Origin of the sequence: Flavobacterium sp., from assembly GCF_046293665.1 — a bacterium.
Classification (GTDB): domain Bacteria; phylum Bacteroidota; class Bacteroidia; order Flavobacteriales; family Flavobacteriaceae; genus Flavobacterium.
In genome coordinates this window covers 781021-796558 of sequence record NZ_JBKBOL010000001.1, presented here as the reverse complement: position 1 = coordinate 796558, position 15538 = coordinate 781021, and the positions used below count along the sequence as shown (strand labels likewise).

Sequence of the window (15538 nt, the reverse complement as noted above, 5' to 3'; positions counted from 1 at the left end):
AACTTCTCGTCCTATCCCACAAAAAAAAAAGTCCGAAACTTTCATTTCGGACTTTCTGTGCGGGTAATAGGACTTCCCGATGAGTCGGGATAAACTTCTCGTCCTATCCCACAAAAAAAAAAGTCCGAAACTTTCATTTCGGACTTTCTGTGCGGGTAATAGGACTTCCCGATGAGTCGGGATAAACTTCTCGTCCTATCCCACAAAAAAAAAGTCCGAAACTTTCATTTCGGACTTTCTGTGCGGGTAATAGGACTCGAACCTACACGCCTTGCGGCACCAGATCCTAAGTCTGGCACGTCTACCAATTTCGCCATACCCGCAAAATTCGTGAGTGCAAATATAATCATAACTTCAAACTTTCAAAGGAAAATTATTAAAAAAAATTAAGGCCAATTTTGTACTTTTGAAGCACAACAAATGTAAACCCATGGACAACATCAAAAATTACGTTCAACAAAACAAAGAACGTTTTATAAATGAGTTAATTGAACTCCTGAAAATCCCTTCCGTAAGTGCCGATAGTGCTTATGCCCAAGATGTCATCAACACTGCCGATGCCGTAAAAGCCAGCTTGGAAAAAGCCGGTTGTAACTTTGTAGAAATTTGCGAAACACCGGGTTATCCTATTGTTTTCGGAGAACATATCATCGACAAAAATTTACCAACGGTTTTAGTATACGGACATTATGACGTGCAACCGCCGGATCCAATGGAATTATGGACATCACCACCATTCGAACCGGTAATCAAAACCACCGAAATCCATCCTGAAGGCGCCATTTTCGCCCGTGGTGCTTGTGATGACAAAGGTCAGATGTACATGCACGTGAAAGCTTTTGAATACATGATTCAAAGTAATTCGCTTCCATGCAACGTGAAATTCATGATTGAAGGCGAAGAAGAAGTCGGTTCCAAGAGTTTAGGCTGGTTTGTTGAACAAAACCAAGAAAAACTAAGCTGCGACGTGATTTTAATTTCCGACACCGGAATGATCTCTAACCAACAACCATCAATCACAACAGGTTTGCGTGGGTTAAGTTATGTAGAAGTAGAAGTTACCGGACCAAATCGTGACTTGCACTCAGGATTATATGGCGGCGCAGTAGCCAATCCGATTAACGTCTTGACTAAAATGATTGCTTCATTGCATGACGAAAATAATCATATTACCATTCCTGGTTTCTATGACAAAGTAGAAGAACTTTCCGCTGCCGAAAGAGCTGAAATGGCCAAAGCACCTTTCTCTTTAGACAAATACAAAAACGCCTTAGACATTGCCGATATTTATGGCGAAACGGGTTATGTTACCAATGAAAGAAACTCCATTCGCCCAACTTTAGACGTAAACGGCATTTGGGGCGGATACACCGGCGAAGGTGCTAAAACAGTTATCGCCAGTAAAGCTTACGCTAAAATTTCAATGCGTTTGGTACCGAACCAAGATTGGGAAGAAATCACCGAATTGTTCAAAAACCACTTCGAAAGCATTGCGCCAAAAGCGGTAAAGGTAAAAGTAACACCTCATCACGGCGGACAAGGTTATGTAACGCCAATCGACAGCATTGGTTACAAAGCAGCGAACAAAGCTTACACAGAAACTTTCGGTGTTCAAGCCATTCCGGTGCGTTCCGGCGGTAGTATTCCGATTGTGGCTTTGTTTGAGAAAGAGTTGAAATCAAAAACTATCTTGATGGGATTTGGTTTAGACAGTGATGCCATTCACTCGCCTAACGAGCATTTCGGTGTGTTTAATTACTTGAAAGGCATTGAAACGATCCCGTTGTTTTATAAGTATTTTGTGGAACTTTCTAAATAGTTAACCGCAGATTCGCAGATTATTAATCCGTTTATTCAATTGAGTGAACGGATTTTTTATTTGTTGGGCGTTACCTTGTTGCACAACATTCTACTTTAAAAGAAATCTACAAAGCAACAAGGTCAGGCTTTCCATTACAATCTTTTTCTCTTCAAGAAAAAGGATTTTCATTTCAATCCTTAACGCAAATCGCTCTAAATTAGACCTAAATGTTAAATTTCACTTCTACAGTTGTAGAATTGAATTATTATTCTACATTTGTAGAGTTAATGCTAAAAAACGTAGAACAATGCAGTTGACCAATTCAGAAGAACAAGTAATGGAACATTTGTGGAAACTAGAAAAAGCTTTCATGAAAGATTTACTCGAAGCCTTTCCCGAACCAAAACCGGCAACGACAACAGTAGCCACACTTTTGAAAAGAATGATCGACAAAAATTTTGTCGCCTATAATGAATTCGGAAACTCACGACAATATTATCCGTTAGTCAAAAAATCGGATTATTTCTCCAAACACGTGAACGGATTGATTAAAAACTTCTTTAACGATTCGGCTTCGCAATTTGCTTCGTTCTTTACGACTTCGACTAATTTATCCGAAAAAGAACTGGAAGACTTAAAGAAAATCATCGATGTTGAACTTCAAAAAAAGAAAAAATGACCGACTTCCTAATCCAATCAACCATCAGTTTAGTGATTTTTCTTAGCTTCTATCATTTGGTTTTAGAAAACGAAAAAATGCACCGGTTCAATCGGTTTTACTTGTTGTTTTCGATAGTGATTTCGCTTGCAATTCCGTTTTTAACTTTTGAAATCATCAAAGAAATTCCGGTGGCCGCAATCATGGAACCAACTTATTTGCCTATTCCAATGTCGAATGAAATCATTCCGGTCATTGAGACTATTGATTACACGCCCATTATTGTATGGAGTTTGTACGGAGTGATAACACTTTTATTAAGCATTCGTTTCGGAAAAAATATTTGGAAATTAATTTCAAAATCGAGCACCAATCCAATTGTAAGACACAAAAATGCTAAGTTAGTTTTAATCGATGAAGAAACACTCCCGCATACGTTCTTGAATTATATTTTCATCAATTTTGACGACTACAACCAAAGAAACATTGAAGACGAATTATACACACACGAATTAGTTCACGTAACCCAAAAACACACCTTAGACATCTTATTTATTGAGTTTTTGAAAACCGTTTTTTGGTTCAATCCCTTGTTTTATTGCTACAAAAAAGCCATCCAACTCAACCACGAATTTCTTGCTGATGAAAAAGTAGTCGAATCCTATAATGATGTTCCGTTTTACCAAAGTCTGCTATTGCAAAAAGGAAACGGCAACCCAACGATTTACTTGGCCAGTAATTTGAATTATTTAGTAACCAAAAAACGATTAATTATGATGACCAAAAACACCTCGAAAAGCATAGCCTTTTTGAAGAAAATAGCCATTACGCCAATTCTTGCCGGTTTAATTTACTTTTTCTGTATTGAAATTGTAGCACAGGAAAAGGTAGTAACTAAAACAAATAAAACAGAAAAAAGTATTAGCAGTGAAGATAAAATCAGAGACCGTTACTATTCAAATGTAAGAGTCATTTTGAAAGACTTAAGAAACGGCACAACGATTGACAAAATGTATGAAGAACTCACGCTTGACCAAAAAAGAAGCTATTTGAGTTGGGTTCCGGACATGCTTGTTGAAAAAGAAATTCCCGAACCATTGTTTGAGAAAATGAAAACCAAAAATATGGCAGTTTGGATCAATGGAAAAATAAGCAGTAAAGAAGAAATTCAAAAATACAAACGAACCGATTTTTCGCATTACACTTATAGTTTTGTACATAAAAATGCGAGATCAAAACGTTTCCCACAAGAATATCAATATACTTTGTATACCAAAAAATATTTTGAAGAAAACTTAAAAAATAGCCATTTGCATTTCAGCAATGACACTTTAAAAATGGTCATCTCTGACTACAAAAAAAATAAAGTGGATGAAATCCTAAACAAAGGAAAATCGGATACCATTGTTTGGCATTCCAAAAACAAAGAAGTGTATAATTTATACCTAAAAGACACGGTTAAAAAGAAAGCGGATTTACCCAAAAAACCATTAGAAAAAGTGACTATCAATGGCGAAGTCTATGAAAAAGTTGGCGAGAAATACTTTAACGAAAAAGGGTCATTTGATGCAACCGGAAAAAACAAATTCAAAGACGGCTATATCAAAATAAACAACCAAACTTGTTTCTATGTAACAAATGAAAAAGGAGAAATCAAATATTTTGATCCCACAGGAAACAGAATTGACATTTATGGTATAAGAACAGAAACAAAAGTTAACACCATCACCGAAGTTCCCAAGAAGCAAGAAACTGATGTTTATAATTTATCCGATCTAACCGAAAAACCGGAGTTTGAATTGGGGTTAGAAGCTTTCTATAAATACATCGGCGCCAACTACAAAATTCCGGAAGAAGTAACCAAAAACAAATTGAAAGGAAGAGTTTTTGCCAGTTTCATTGTGGAAAAAGACGGCAGTTTATCCAACATAAAAATCCTTAGAGACATGGGTTACGGCACCGGAGAAGAAGCAGAAAGGGTTTTAAAAGAATCCCCAAAATGGAAACCCGGTAAAGTCGATGGAAATCCCGTAAGAACCATGTACAGCTTACCGATTTCAATAAAATCTGAGTAAATGAATTGGAAGTTTCTATCCTTTTTGATGCTGATGGTATTGTTTAGCAGTTGCAAAATCAATAAAACAATAAACCATGACCGCGTTGGCAAATGGGTTTACAAAGACACCGTAAATGGCATTCTCTACAAGTCTAAAGGAAGATACAAAAAGAGTATAGAAATCAAAACTTGGAAACATTACGAAAACCGTAAATTGGTTAAAACGGAGAAATACATCGATGGTATTTGTCACATCAAAACTTTCGACCACAAAGGCAGGATTACTTCAACCGGTCAATCAATGATGGTAGAAGAACAAGACGGAACACATTGGTACATCATTGGAGAATGGACTTTTTTTGATAAAAACGGTAATGTTATTGGCATCAAAAAATACGAAAAAGGCGAATTAATTTCGGAACAAGCAATGTAAATTATTCTTTTAAAAACTGTTTCGAATAAATGGAATCATTTGTTTTGATTTTCAAATAATAACTTCCCTTTACCAGTTTTGAAACATCAATGATTTGTTTGTTTCCAATTTCTCTTTGAACAATTTGACCTAAGTGGTTATAAATTTCAATTGCGATGATTTCTGTAGTATCGATTGACTCAATGTGCAAAACATTTTTGGTCGGAACCGGATGAATGGTAAATAAATCAACTGCCTCAAAATCATTTTGACCCAAAACGGCAATTACAGAGCTTGCAGTATTGGTAACAATCGGGAAGTTATAATCAAAGAATATACTCGCTTGATTGCTAAACGTCACGCCTTGAATTACGTTTGGCAACAGTTTTATTTTGAAAACTACATAGCCATCATTCGTGGCATCATCAAAAGGCAGATTGATGTTTTCAAAAACAAATTCGACTGTATTGCCAATGATTCTTGTGTAAAAATTATGGCTTCCGGTGATTGGCGCCAAAGATGAAATATCAAATTTGGTTACATCAATAACATCTTTAACTACTATGTTTTGCGCCGGAAATGTTCCTGTGTTTTCAAATCTGATCCTATAAGAAACATAATTTCCAATAAAATCATTACCCAACGATTCTCCTTCCAAACAAATTTTGTCATTTGGGTCAAAAGAATTCACGACAATCTGATTCAATGAATGAGTATTAACAGATGGCATTGCCGCATCGGTTTCGCTTATAAACGTTGTATAATTCAACACATCATCTCCATTTAACGGAGGTATTTCCATCGGACTGTTAAGATTAAAGGTTAGGTTTATCGTTCTGGTTTCAAAGGGCATTAAATTCGAAAATGACCAACTTAAAGTTCCGCCTGAATTGGTTGCAGGACTGATTGATGCGGAAACAAAATCTAGAGTTGTATCAGGAAAATTAAGCAGTATCGTTCCGCTGTCAATAGTGTTTCCGGTATTCTTGTATACTATTTTATAATTTGAATCAAATCCAGGAACCGCCGGACTAAGCGGAATTAAGGTAATATCAAAATCATGTATTGGTACGCCTGCTGACAAACAAAAATTTTGATTAAGCGGACTGCTTTGGGTTGGGAAATTGACACTAACATTGGCTGGCGAAATGGTAAAACCGGAAACATTCTCAATAACTGGTGTTATGGTGTGTGTTCCCTGGCCAACATTAATTGTATAATTTCCGGATGCATCCGAAATTATAGTGCTTGTTTCACTACCATTGGCAATGGTAAACTCTTGAAAAGGAATTGGGAAATCATTGATATCACATCCATTGGCATTAACATCAAATTTTGTTACTCCGCTTACCGTATAATAATTGCCTCCTGGGGTAAATGTGCAATAAGAATTGACCTGAACCTGATTTTGCAACCCCAATTGGTTGATTCTTGACTGAATATTAGCCCTTTCACCTTCGTCCACACAGATAAAGGATAAATTAGGGCAACTCCAAATACTCAAACTTAATGCTGGATTTTGAAAAATAGTTCCTCCTTCGTTACAAGTCACTTCCGTATGATTAAACCCGTTTTTCAAAATAACATATTCCAAATTTGGACTATTAGATATATTAAGATGTCCTTGATCCTCCGGATCACAAGAAGTAGTCATCCTAAAATTTCCTAAATCAAAAAAAGTATTGTTAGAGTTATAATGAATATTTCCGGGCTGCACAAAACCTTCTGAAAACAAAACGCTATCGACAGTATTATTCCCTAAAAAAACATCACACTCATTGTTAAAACTAAAAAGAGAAAGATCTAAAAGTGAAAATTGATTGTTCCTAAAATCGGCACTAAAATATGCATAAGCAGTTCCATTAACTTGAATGGTCGTTAAATTATTATGACTAACACTGAAATACTCAAAATTAGCATTATCAATGACCAAACTCGTAAGTTGATTGTGACTTAAATTAACGGTTTCGAAATATGTGCCCGGCTGAATCGCAAATGAAGTAAGGTGATTATAACTCAAATCCATACCGCCTTCTATAAAGGAATCCCAATTAATACTGACGGAAGTTAAGGCATTATGATTGGCCTGTAAGGATGATAAAGCTGTCGGTGACGCAATAACGAGAGTAGTTAGTAAGTTATTATTACAATTGAAATATTTTAAGGCGGTGAAATGCTCTATTCCTGTTAAATCCGATATATTGGCATTAGACACATCCAGTTGCCACACATTGGCTACTTCACTCACTTCGAGCTCGCCGTCACTATTAGCATCAAGAAAAATTTGATCCATATCATTGGTAACAGCCACGTACGGTTGCATCAATTTGGCTTTAAAATTAGCATCAGGAAAATTAATGATTTGTCCGTTAACAAAGCCACAGATGAGTAAACCAAAGAATAAGTAGAAATATTTCATAACCAATTAATTACTATTTAAAAGTAATCTTTTATTTTAATTTATTGATATAAAACAAAATTTTTACTTCACCATCAAATTGTTCTTAAGTAATAATTAAACTAATTATCAACGCCTTACAATAAACTAAACCTTTTGGCGTTATATTTGTATAATCATCAATCATCAAAATCTTCCGAACCCGTTTCGGAGTAAAATCAATCATCATGTTAAAACGTTTCTTTCTCCTTTGTTCCGGTGTCGATAGTGACATTGTGAACTCTTGTTCCAATGGCGAACAAAACAAATATGCAGGCATTGGCGCCACTGTATTTTTTACCGCAGTTATGGCTTTTATAGCCGGTAGTTATGCCCTTTTTACGGTTTTCGATAACATTTATACTGCAATTTTCTTCGGATTGATTTGGGGATTTTTAATCTTCAATCTCGATAGATTCATCGTTTCTACTATCAAAAAAAGAGATCGTTTTTTGGATGAATTTATTCAAGCTTCACCTCGAATCTTGTTGGCCATTATAATCGCCATCGTGATTTCGAAACCTTTGGAAATCAAAATTTTTGAAAAAGAAATCAATACCGTTTTATTAAAAGAAAAAAATGAAATGGCCATCGCCAATAAAAATCAGGTAACCAATTATTTCAAAGGCGATGTCGATAAAAACAAAGCCGAAATGGAGAGCTTAAAATCATCGATTGCCAAAAAAGAAAAAGAAGTTTCGACCTTATACGATTCTTATATCACCGAAGCCGAAGGTTCAGCCGGAACCAAAAAAATGGGGAAAGGACCAATTTACAAGGAGAAACGCGCCGCTCATGATTTGGCTACGAAACAATTAGATTCCCTAAAAAAATCAAGCGCGACTATCATTGCCGAAAAAGAGGTTCGAAGCAAAACACTACAAGCGGATTTAGACAAAAAAGTTTCAGAATCTCAACCTATCATTGACAGTTTTGATGGTTTGATGGCGCGAATTAACGCTTTAGGAAAGTTACCTTGGTTGCCTTCGTTCTTCATTATGCTGTTATTTTTAGCGATAGAAACTTCTCCTATTTTCGCCAAATTATTATCACCCAAAGGCGAATACGATTTGAAACAAGAAGACCAAGAAATGGGCATCAAAAATGTAATTTCACAAAATCGTTACCAAAGCGAATTACAAAAGAAAACCGACGCGGAGATTTACGATAAGGTTTATGCTGATATCAGAGAAGACAAAGAATTATACAACTACAAGAAAAAAGGCGCCATTGAATTGCTTAAACTACAAGCAGATGGCTTTGTGGATAAGCAGAAGAAGTCGATGTAGCATTAGGCATTAGGCAAAAGTAAAAAGGCAATAGTTAAATAATTACTTAACTATTGCCTTTTAGCTTCGCTCAATTCGGCTTCGCCTCGGGTGCCTTATCGCTATTGCCTTACATTACATATGACTTAGAATTTCTTTCTTCAATGCATCATATTCGCCTTGTAAAATCAATCCGTTGTCTAACAGTTTTTTGTAGTTCTGTAATTTTTCGAACAATTCGTCTTGCGATAATTCGGCCAAACCGGAACGATCATCCGGAAATTGTTTTTCGTCACGATAACCTGAATGTTCTACCGGAATAATTTCAGCATAATTGGTCACTTCTTCCGTAATTACCTCTTCAACAACTTCTGCTTCTGCTATGACTTGTGGTTCTTCAATGACCGCATCGGCTTTTGGTTGTTCCTGAACCGGACTTTCCACTTTGGGATGTTTTAACAAGTCCAATTGCTCTTTAGCAAAAGTGTATAGTTTTCGCGCTTGATTTTTGGGTAAATAATCTACCGTATGCGTTAAATCTGATTTGGTAGAAAACGTAAAATCGGCCCCTAAAATGCCTTCTTTTACAAAACTCGCCCCAATATCATCCCAATCATAATCGATGAATTCCATTGATAAGCCTAAGTTTTTAGGTTTGCAAAGAATAATTCTTTTATTGGTTACCACAATACTATCGGGAAACATATTTACTGCCGGTTTCTTTTGCACCGCAATGTAACCTACTTCTTCATTTGACATCAATAAATTATCCAACTTAGCGGTGATTTTCTCAATCGCTTTTGGATCTTGGTCTTCGTTTAATATCTTTTTTAAATTATCTAACATGGTTTGGTATTTTAAATTGACGCAAAATTTTTAGCAAAAGTAATGCCTAATTCTCATTTTCAAGGATTTCGTTTTGACTTTTTTTAGTCAAACTTTTGAAAACCAATTCATAGGAATGATTAATCAATTCGCACATCATTTTATCCGAAACATCACTATTAAAATCAACCGTATTCCAATGTATTTTGCTCATGTGATAACCCGGATTAATGGCATCGTATTCGGCGCGTAATTCTTCGGCGCGTTCCGGATCGCATTTTAAATTGAGTGAAGGCGTATTTTTTTCCCATTCTTTAAGCGATGTTAGGCAAAACATTTTACCGCCGACTTTAAACACCAAAGTATCTTCATCAAACGGAAAGTGTTCGGTGACGCCTTTTTTGGAAAGACAGAATTCGTAGAGTTGTTGGATGTTCATGTTTAGTTGGGAGTTTGGAGTAATGAGTTTGGAGTTAGATTTTGCTTGAACCGAATTTATCAGGATTGTTCATCATATAATAAATCAGTTTACCTACTTCATTATTTGAAGTAGTTAGTTCTTGATATTCAAATTCTTGTAAATAACCACAAGCTAATGAAAAATCTAACCAGACTTGTGTTTCAGAATTTTCAGCTTCTGCATCAGTGAGTTTACTAAAGAAGTTTTTTGGATAAATTCTTTTTCTATAAGATTCTGCAATGGTGACCGTAACGCTTCGTGAACTTCTCCTTAATTGATCTGTTAAAGAATACTTTTCTTCTTTTGGAAAATGTTTTGAAACTTCAAATATCTTCATAGCTAATTCAAATGATTTCTTATAAGCCAATAAATCTCTATAATCCATAGTAATATTTTAAATCCCTAACTAATAACTCCAAACTACAATCTCCTTACTCCAAACTGTACAAAATCGGTTTAGAAGGAGAAGCGTCATTTTCAAACGAAGCGATTTGAAGATTGAGTATGTAACTTCCGTCCTTAACCTCATCTTCTACATAAATCATTTCGGTAATCGTGCAATGTAAACGTGCATCAGCATTGAGATTATTGACATTTTTTACGTTCCAAAAAGCTTTGTGTGCTAATAATTTGCCTTCATCTTCTTCCCTATCTACACTTGGCAAATCAATCAACAAATGTTGGATGCCGCTTTCGCGAATGAAAATTGCAGCATCTTCAGAAAGATATGGCGGATTGTTATGCGAATAATTTTTATGTTTTTTGTCGGTTTCGTTGGGTAAAGTCCGAATGACAATGGCTTCCGGTGTTTTACCGGCCAATGCGGAAGCTATTTGAAATTTAGTGATAATTAAATCATCGACTATCCTTTCGGGTTCAATCGAAATCAATTCGGCCGTGAAAAAAAACTGTTTCAAACATTGGTTGATGCTGTAAAATTCCTTGGTGATATGGCCAAGACATTCGGTATGCGTTCCGTGTCCGTGCGGATTGAAGAAAATATTATTGAAATTGGTCGAACTGCCTTCGGATACTTTTCCAACCCAATCGCCGAATTTCACGGGTTTGATTTCAGGCTTTTCAATATACCAAGCAATCGGATTAGCATCAGTATTGGATAATGGCAAGGAAATATCAATGGGTATTGATAAGTTGATATGGAAATTATTTATTGTTGCTTTCATGTTATTTAACCGCAAAGAGCGCAAAGAATTACGCGACGTTCGCAAGGGATTAAAGATTATTTACAATTCTTTTTATTCCGTTTTTTATTAATGTTACATTGAAATTGATTAGTAATCCAAGTTTACAATTTGTCAATTTCAAATAGGTCAACAATTGTGCAAAATGAACATCATTCAATGCTTCAACAGATTTAATTTCTACAATCAATTTGTTTTCTACAATTATATCGATTCTGTAACCAACATCAAGTTTTACTTCTTCATAAACAAGTGGAAGGGCTTTCTGTTTCTGTACATCTAAACCTATTTTCTTTAATTCATAAAACAAACACTCTTCATAAGCGCTCTCTAAAAGCCCTGGGCCTAATGTTTGATGAACTTTCAGAGCACAATCAAAAACAACTTTAGACAATTCATTTTCTGTCATAATCTTCTTTGCGCTTTTTGCGTAATTCTTTGCGCTCTTTTCGGTTAAATCATTCCAAATTTAGCAAAAATAAGTCGGACGCAATTCCGTCGCTCAAAAACTTCCCGCTTTTGGTGGTGCGCAAAACATTGTCGTCTATAAAAAGCAAATGGTCTTCAATGTATTTGGCGGATTGTTGGTTTAAATAATCTAAATATTTGGCGCCGAATTCGTTTTCGATTCTGTCCAAAGAAACACCCCAAATGGTGCGCAAACCGGTCATGATGTATTCGTTATACCGATCGGTTTTGGTTAAGGTTTCGGTTTCTGTCGGAAGGATATTTTCGGCTAATGATTTTAGATAAACGGAATTATTGGACACATTCCAGCCTCGTTTTTCACCATCATAACTGTGTGCTGACGGACCGATTCCGATATATTTTTTGCCCAACCAATAACTCGAATTGTTTTTAGAAAAATAGTTTTCTTTTCCAAAATTGGACAATTCATAATGAATGAAACCGTTTTCTTCGAGTTTGTCGACTAAAAGATTGAAATGCTCTTGCGCTAAGTCGTCATCGAGTTGCGGAATGACACCTTGCTTTATAAACTTGTGCAAAGCGGTTTTTGGCTCGACTGTGAGCGCATAACTGGAAATATGCGGAATGTTATAAGACAAAGCCGTTTCGATGTTCTGCAGCCATTTTTCGTTGCTCATATTGGGCATGCCATAAATCAAATCGATGGTAATGTTGTCGAAATACTTGGTGGCGATTTCCAGGCATTTTTGTGCTTCAGCCACATTGTGTGCACGATTCATCAGTTTTAAATCGTCTTCAAAAAAAGATTGGATGCCGATAGACAAACGGTTGATTCGGTTATTGGACAATTCGACAATTCGCTCTTCGGTCAAATCATCGGGATTGGCTTCAACTGTGATTTCGGGATTGCTGATTACGTTGTAATTTCGAAATACTTCCTCAATCAAAAATCTTAAATCTGCTGTCTGCAGTATTGAAGGTGTTCCACCACCAAAGTAAATGGTTTCTATAACCTCATCTTTAAATTCGTCTTTTCGCAAAGCGATTTCTTTGGCCAAAGCCAAAACCATATCGTCTTTTTTCTTTAAGGAAGTCGAAAAATGAAAGTCACAGTAATGACAGGCTTGTTTGCAGAAAGGAATATGGATGTAGATGCCGCTCATTTTAATTTGAAAATTTTTTAATTTGAAAATTTGAAAATGAATAACACCAATTCAAAACCATATTTTCAAATTGACACATCTTCAAATTTTCAAATTATTTAATTCTGTCTTCGTTTTGTTTCACAAAAGCATCCCAACCGGTATAACTTTTACTTCCGGTTACTTTTCCTGAATTGAAAAAATGACAAACCGCTGCCGCTAATCCATCGGTTGAATCGAGATTTTTGGGCAATCCTTTTAACCCTAAAAGTTGTTGGAGCATTTTGGCCACTTGTTCTTTGCTGGCATTTCCGTTTCCGGTGATGGCCATTTTAATTTTTTTAGGTTCGTATTCGGTGATAGGAATTTGACGCGATAAACCGGCCGCCATCGCCACGCCTTGTGCTCTTCCGAGTTTCAACATCGACTGTACATTCTTTCCGAAAAATGGTGCTTCTATCGCAATTTCATCAGGATGATGGGTTTCGATGAGTTCGATGGTGCGTTCGAAAATGACTTTCAACTTGGTATAATGGTCATCATATTTACTCAAAATGAGTTCGTTCAACTGAATGAATTCCATTTTTTTGTTGACTACTTTGATCAATCCAAAACCCATAATGGTGGTTCCCGGGTCAATGCCTAATATGATGCGTTCGTTTGTCAAAAGATTTTTGTTTCAGGTTTCAAGTTTCAAGTTCAAAGTTTTACTTTCTTTGTACTAATGATAACAATTCCTCACAAAGCTAAGCAATTCGTCGTTTTTCTAATCAAACTTTTGATTGTAACTGCTGCTTTTTATTTTATCTATGATCAATTAGCGGAAAATTCCAAATTAGAGTGGAACAAATTCCAAAATTTAGTACTGCATAAAATGTCGGTTTTGAGTATGCTATTCCTATTTTCTTTTAGTGTTGCTAATCGGTATTTAGAAATCCTGAAATGGCAAAACTTGGTTTCTTTTATCAAACCGATTTCTGTTGGCGAATCGACTAAGCAAGTGCTTGGTGCTTTAACCGCTGGCATTTTTACACCGAATAATTTGGGTGAATACGCCGGTAAAGCTTTGTATTTCGACAAAAAGAAAACAAAAAAAATTATTTTTCTGAACTTGATTTGCAACGGCATTCAAATGATCTTGTCGATTGTTTTCGGAACGATTGGGTTGTACGTTTTGGGTTATACGTTCTATGTTTTAGGCATTATCGGAATTGTCATTGTGTTTTTAGGCGTTTCTTTTTTGTCAAAGTCGATAAAAATTAAAGGCTATTCGATTGAAAAAATTTTTGCTAAAATCAATGAAATTCCGAAAACCATTCACCGCAAAAATATAGTCTTGGCTGTTTGTCGCTACTTGGTTTTTTCGCACCAATATTATTTTTTATTTCTGGCATTTGATGTAGATTTACCTTATCTAACGATGATGGCTTCGATTGCGGCGGTTTATTTTTTGGCTTCTTCATTGCCGAGTTTTCAGTTTTTGGACTTTGCCGTAAAAGGAAGTGTCGCGATTTTTTTCTTCGGAAAATTGGGTGTTAACGAATGGATCGTCATTTTTATTTCGACGCTGATGTGGTTTTTGAATGTCGTTTTGCCGGTAGTTATCGGAAGTTATTTTGTTTTAAAATTTAAACCGAAATGGAATTAATTACAATAGTTATTTGCCTGATTTTATTGGTGTATGTCGTACTGATTGTCCAATTGATTTTGGGCTATGACAAAGTAAAATCCTTTAAAAGAACGAGTATTGAACCTAAAACTGCGTTCTCTATTATTGTTCCGTTTCGCAATGAAGAAAAGAATTTACCGAAATTATTGGAATCTTTTTCAAAGCTAAATTACCCATATAAGTTAATCGAAATTGTGATGGTCGATGATTTTTCGACAGACCTTTCGGAGCGTGTTTGTATCAAATGGCGATTAGACCATGAATTTTTAGACACCACACTTTTGGAGAATTTGCGGTTATCGAATTCACCCAAAAAAGACGCTATCGGACGAGCGGTTCCGATTATCAAGCACGATTGGATTATCACTACGGATGCCGATTGTATTGTCCCTCAAAATTGGTTGCTGACTTTAGACGATTACATCCAAAAAAAACAACCCGAAATGATTGTTGGTGCTGTAAAATACAAAACCAAAAACAACTGGTTTCACCAATTCCAGCAATTGGATTTGTTGAGTTTACAAGGCACAACGATTGGTAGTTTTGGGATTGGGAAACCGTTTATGTGTAATGGTGCCAATTTTGCTTACACTAAAAAACTCTTCAAAGAATTGGATGGTTTTAACAGCAATGATACAATGGCAAGTGGCGATGATGTTTTCTTGTTGCAAAAAGCGACCAAAAATCATTTGGACAAGATTCACTACCTAAAAAACACTGAAAGCATCGTTAAAACCAAACCCGAAAACGATTTGTTTGATTTCTTTATGCAACGCGTTCGCTGGGCGAGTAAAACTACCGGCTACCAAAGCGGTTATGCGAAGTTCTTAGCGGTTATCGTGTTATTGATGAATGTGAGTTTGGTTGCCAGTTTTGTATTGTCTGTTATCGGAAAATTTGATTGGAGTATGTTGCTTGGTGTGTTTTCGGCTAAATATTTGGTGGATTACTGGTTGCTTTATAAAACCAACAAATACTTATTGAAAGGGAAATGGATTTTACCTTTATCGACTAGCATTATTTATCCTTTTTACTCGAGTTTGGTTGGCATTTATTCTTTGTTTGGAAGTTTTTCTTGGAAAGGCAGACAGTTTTCTAAATAGCCCGGATGGGAACGGCATCCTTTTGTTTCGTTCTCAAAACGAGACAAAAGATATAGTGGACAGCCGGATTAAGCTC

Annotated in this window: 15 protein-coding genes and 1 tRNA gene; 7 read left to right on the top strand and 9 right to left on the bottom strand. The window is 35.9% G+C overall.

What is annotated here, in order from left to right:
• Positions 1–241: 241 nt before the first annotated feature.
• Positions 242–323, bottom strand: a tRNA-Leu gene (locus ACK4R1_RS03615).
• Positions 324–430: 107 nt separating this feature from the next.
• Here ACK4R1_RS03615 and ACK4R1_RS03610 point away from each other — a divergent pair.
• The 4 genes from ACK4R1_RS03610 (at position 431) to ACK4R1_RS03595 (ending at position 4948) form a co-directional block, all read left to right on the top strand.
• Positions 431–1819: a dipeptidase gene (locus tag ACK4R1_RS03610; RefSeq protein ID WP_409683752.1), complete on the top strand. Its 1389-nt coding sequence runs from the start codon at positions 431–433 to the stop codon at positions 1817–1819.
• 289 nt (positions 1820–2108) lie between these two features.
• Positions 2109–2480 (top strand): BlaI/MecI/CopY family transcriptional regulator, encoded by a 372-nt coding sequence (locus tag ACK4R1_RS03605; RefSeq protein WP_409683749.1) that lies wholly within the window; start codon positions 2109–2111, stop codon positions 2478–2480.
• The gene (locus tag ACK4R1_RS03600) at positions 2477–4534 is read left to right on the top strand and encodes an energy transducer TonB (RefSeq protein WP_409683746.1); all 2058 of its coding nucleotides are present in this window, start codon (positions 2477–2479) and stop codon (positions 4532–4534) included. Before ACK4R1_RS03605 ends, ACK4R1_RS03600 begins: the two co-directional genes overlap by 4 nt.
• A complete protein-coding gene (locus ACK4R1_RS03595) occupies positions 4535–4948 on the top strand; it encodes a hypothetical protein (RefSeq protein ID WP_409683743.1) in 414 nt (137 codons plus the stop codon).
• Position 4949: 1 nt separating this feature from the next.
• On the opposite strand, the gene ACK4R1_RS03590 is transcribed toward ACK4R1_RS03595, so the two are convergent.
• Positions 4950–7346, bottom strand: a complete 2397-nt coding sequence (locus ACK4R1_RS03590; RefSeq protein ID WP_409683740.1) for a T9SS type A sorting domain-containing protein — start codon at positions 7344–7346, stop codon at positions 4950–4952.
• 206 nt (positions 7347–7552) lie between these two features.
• On the opposite strand from ACK4R1_RS03590, the gene ACK4R1_RS03585 reads away from it, so the two are divergent.
• Positions 7553–8653: a DUF4407 domain-containing protein gene (locus ACK4R1_RS03585; RefSeq protein WP_409683737.1), complete on the top strand. Its 1101-nt coding sequence runs from the start codon at positions 7553–7555 to the stop codon at positions 8651–8653.
• Between the two features lie 114 nt (positions 8654–8767).
• On the opposite strand, the gene ACK4R1_RS03580 is transcribed toward ACK4R1_RS03585, so the two are convergent.
• The 7 genes from ACK4R1_RS03580 to ruvC form a co-directional block, all read right to left on the bottom strand.
• On the bottom strand, positions 8768–9478 hold the full coding sequence (locus ACK4R1_RS03580; protein WP_409683734.1) for a PH domain-containing protein: 711 nt from the start codon (positions 9476–9478) through the stop codon (positions 8768–8770).
• 46 nt (positions 9479–9524) lie between these two features.
• On the bottom strand, positions 9525–9896 hold the full coding sequence (locus ACK4R1_RS03575) for an MmcQ/YjbR family DNA-binding protein (RefSeq protein WP_409683731.1): 372 nt from the start codon (positions 9894–9896) through the stop codon (positions 9525–9527).
• A gap of 34 nt (positions 9897–9930) precedes the next feature.
• On the bottom strand, positions 9931–10302 hold the full coding sequence (locus tag ACK4R1_RS03570; RefSeq protein ID WP_409683728.1) for a four helix bundle protein: 372 nt from the start codon (positions 10300–10302) through the stop codon (positions 9931–9933).
• Between the two features lie 46 nt (positions 10303–10348).
• Positions 10349–11101, bottom strand: coding sequence for a cyclase family protein (locus ACK4R1_RS03565; protein ID WP_409683725.1), 753 nt, complete (start codon positions 11099–11101; stop codon positions 10349–10351).
• Between the two features lie 49 nt (positions 11102–11150).
• Positions 11151–11528, bottom strand: coding sequence for a GxxExxY protein (locus tag ACK4R1_RS03560; protein ID WP_409683722.1), 378 nt, complete (start codon positions 11526–11528; stop codon positions 11151–11153).
• A gap of 49 nt (positions 11529–11577) precedes the next feature.
• Entirely contained in the window at positions 11578–12711 is a 1134-nt protein-coding gene (gene hemW, locus ACK4R1_RS03555; protein ID WP_409683719.1) for a radical SAM family heme chaperone HemW, read from the bottom strand.
• Positions 12712–12805: 94 nt separating this feature from the next.
• Positions 12806–13357: a crossover junction endodeoxyribonuclease RuvC gene (ruvC, locus tag ACK4R1_RS03550; RefSeq protein WP_409683716.1), complete on the bottom strand. Its 552-nt coding sequence runs from the start codon at positions 13355–13357 to the stop codon at positions 12806–12808.
• A 57-nt stretch (positions 13358–13414) separates the two neighbouring features.
• On the opposite strand from ruvC, the gene ACK4R1_RS03545 reads away from it, so the two are divergent.
• Together ACK4R1_RS03545 and ACK4R1_RS03540 are read left to right on the top strand one after the other, a co-directional pair.
• Positions 13415–14338: a hypothetical protein gene (locus ACK4R1_RS03545; protein WP_409683713.1), complete on the top strand. Its 924-nt coding sequence runs from the start codon at positions 13415–13417 to the stop codon at positions 14336–14338.
• Positions 14329–15462 carry a glycosyltransferase family 2 protein gene (locus tag ACK4R1_RS03540; RefSeq protein WP_409683711.1) on the top strand — a complete coding sequence of 378 codons (1134 nt, stop codon included), beginning with the start codon at positions 14329–14331 and terminating at the stop codon, positions 15460–15462. The genes ACK4R1_RS03545 and ACK4R1_RS03540 overlap by 10 nt, the downstream gene beginning before the upstream one ends.
• The last annotated feature ends 76 nt before the right edge of the window (positions 15463–15538 follow it).

What these genes read in the sequence shown, in the direction of transcription:
- ACK4R1_RS03605 (WP_409683749.1), top strand. Translation starts at nt 2,109, where the DNA reads ATGCAGTTGACCAATTCAGAAGAACAAGTAATGGAACATTTGTGGAAA.
- ACK4R1_RS03575 (WP_409683731.1), bottom strand. Translation starts at nt 9,896, where the DNA reads ATGAACATCCAACAACTCTACGAATTCTGTCTTTCCAAAAAAGGCGTC.
- ACK4R1_RS03585 (WP_409683737.1), top strand. Translation starts at nt 7,553, where the DNA reads ATGTTAAAACGTTTCTTTCTCCTTTGTTCCGGTGTCGATAGTGACATT.
- ACK4R1_RS03540 (WP_409683711.1), top strand. Translation starts at nt 14,329, where the DNA reads ATGGAATTAATTACAATAGTTATTTGCCTGATTTTATTGGTGTATGTC.
- ACK4R1_RS03545 (WP_409683713.1), top strand. Translation starts at nt 13,415, where the DNA reads ATGATAACAATTCCTCACAAAGCTAAGCAATTCGTCGTTTTTCTAATC.
- ACK4R1_RS03595 (WP_409683743.1), top strand. Translation starts at nt 4,535, where the DNA reads ATGAATTGGAAGTTTCTATCCTTTTTGATGCTGATGGTATTGTTTAGC.
- ACK4R1_RS03580 (WP_409683734.1), bottom strand. Translation starts at nt 9,478, where the DNA reads ATGTTAGATAATTTAAAAAAGATATTAAACGAAGACCAAGATCCAAAA.
- ACK4R1_RS03565 (WP_409683725.1), bottom strand. Translation starts at nt 11,101, where the DNA reads ATGAAAGCAACAATAAATAATTTCCATATCAACTTATCAATACCCATT.
- ACK4R1_RS03610 (WP_409683752.1), top strand. Translation starts at nt 431, where the DNA reads ATGGACAACATCAAAAATTACGTTCAACAAAACAAAGAACGTTTTATA.
- ACK4R1_RS03600 (WP_409683746.1), top strand. Translation starts at nt 2,477, where the DNA reads ATGACCGACTTCCTAATCCAATCAACCATCAGTTTAGTGATTTTTCTT.
- ACK4R1_RS03590 (WP_409683740.1), bottom strand. Translation starts at nt 7,346, where the DNA reads ATGAAATATTTCTACTTATTCTTTGGTTTACTCATCTGTGGCTTTGTT.
- hemW (WP_409683719.1), bottom strand. Translation starts at nt 12,711, where the DNA reads ATGAGCGGCATCTACATCCATATTCCTTTCTGCAAACAAGCCTGTCAT.
- ACK4R1_RS03560 (WP_409683722.1), bottom strand. Translation starts at nt 11,528, where the DNA reads ATGACAGAAAATGAATTGTCTAAAGTTGTTTTTGATTGTGCTCTGAAA.
- ACK4R1_RS03570 (WP_409683728.1), bottom strand. Translation starts at nt 10,302, where the DNA reads ATGGATTATAGAGATTTATTGGCTTATAAGAAATCATTTGAATTAGCT.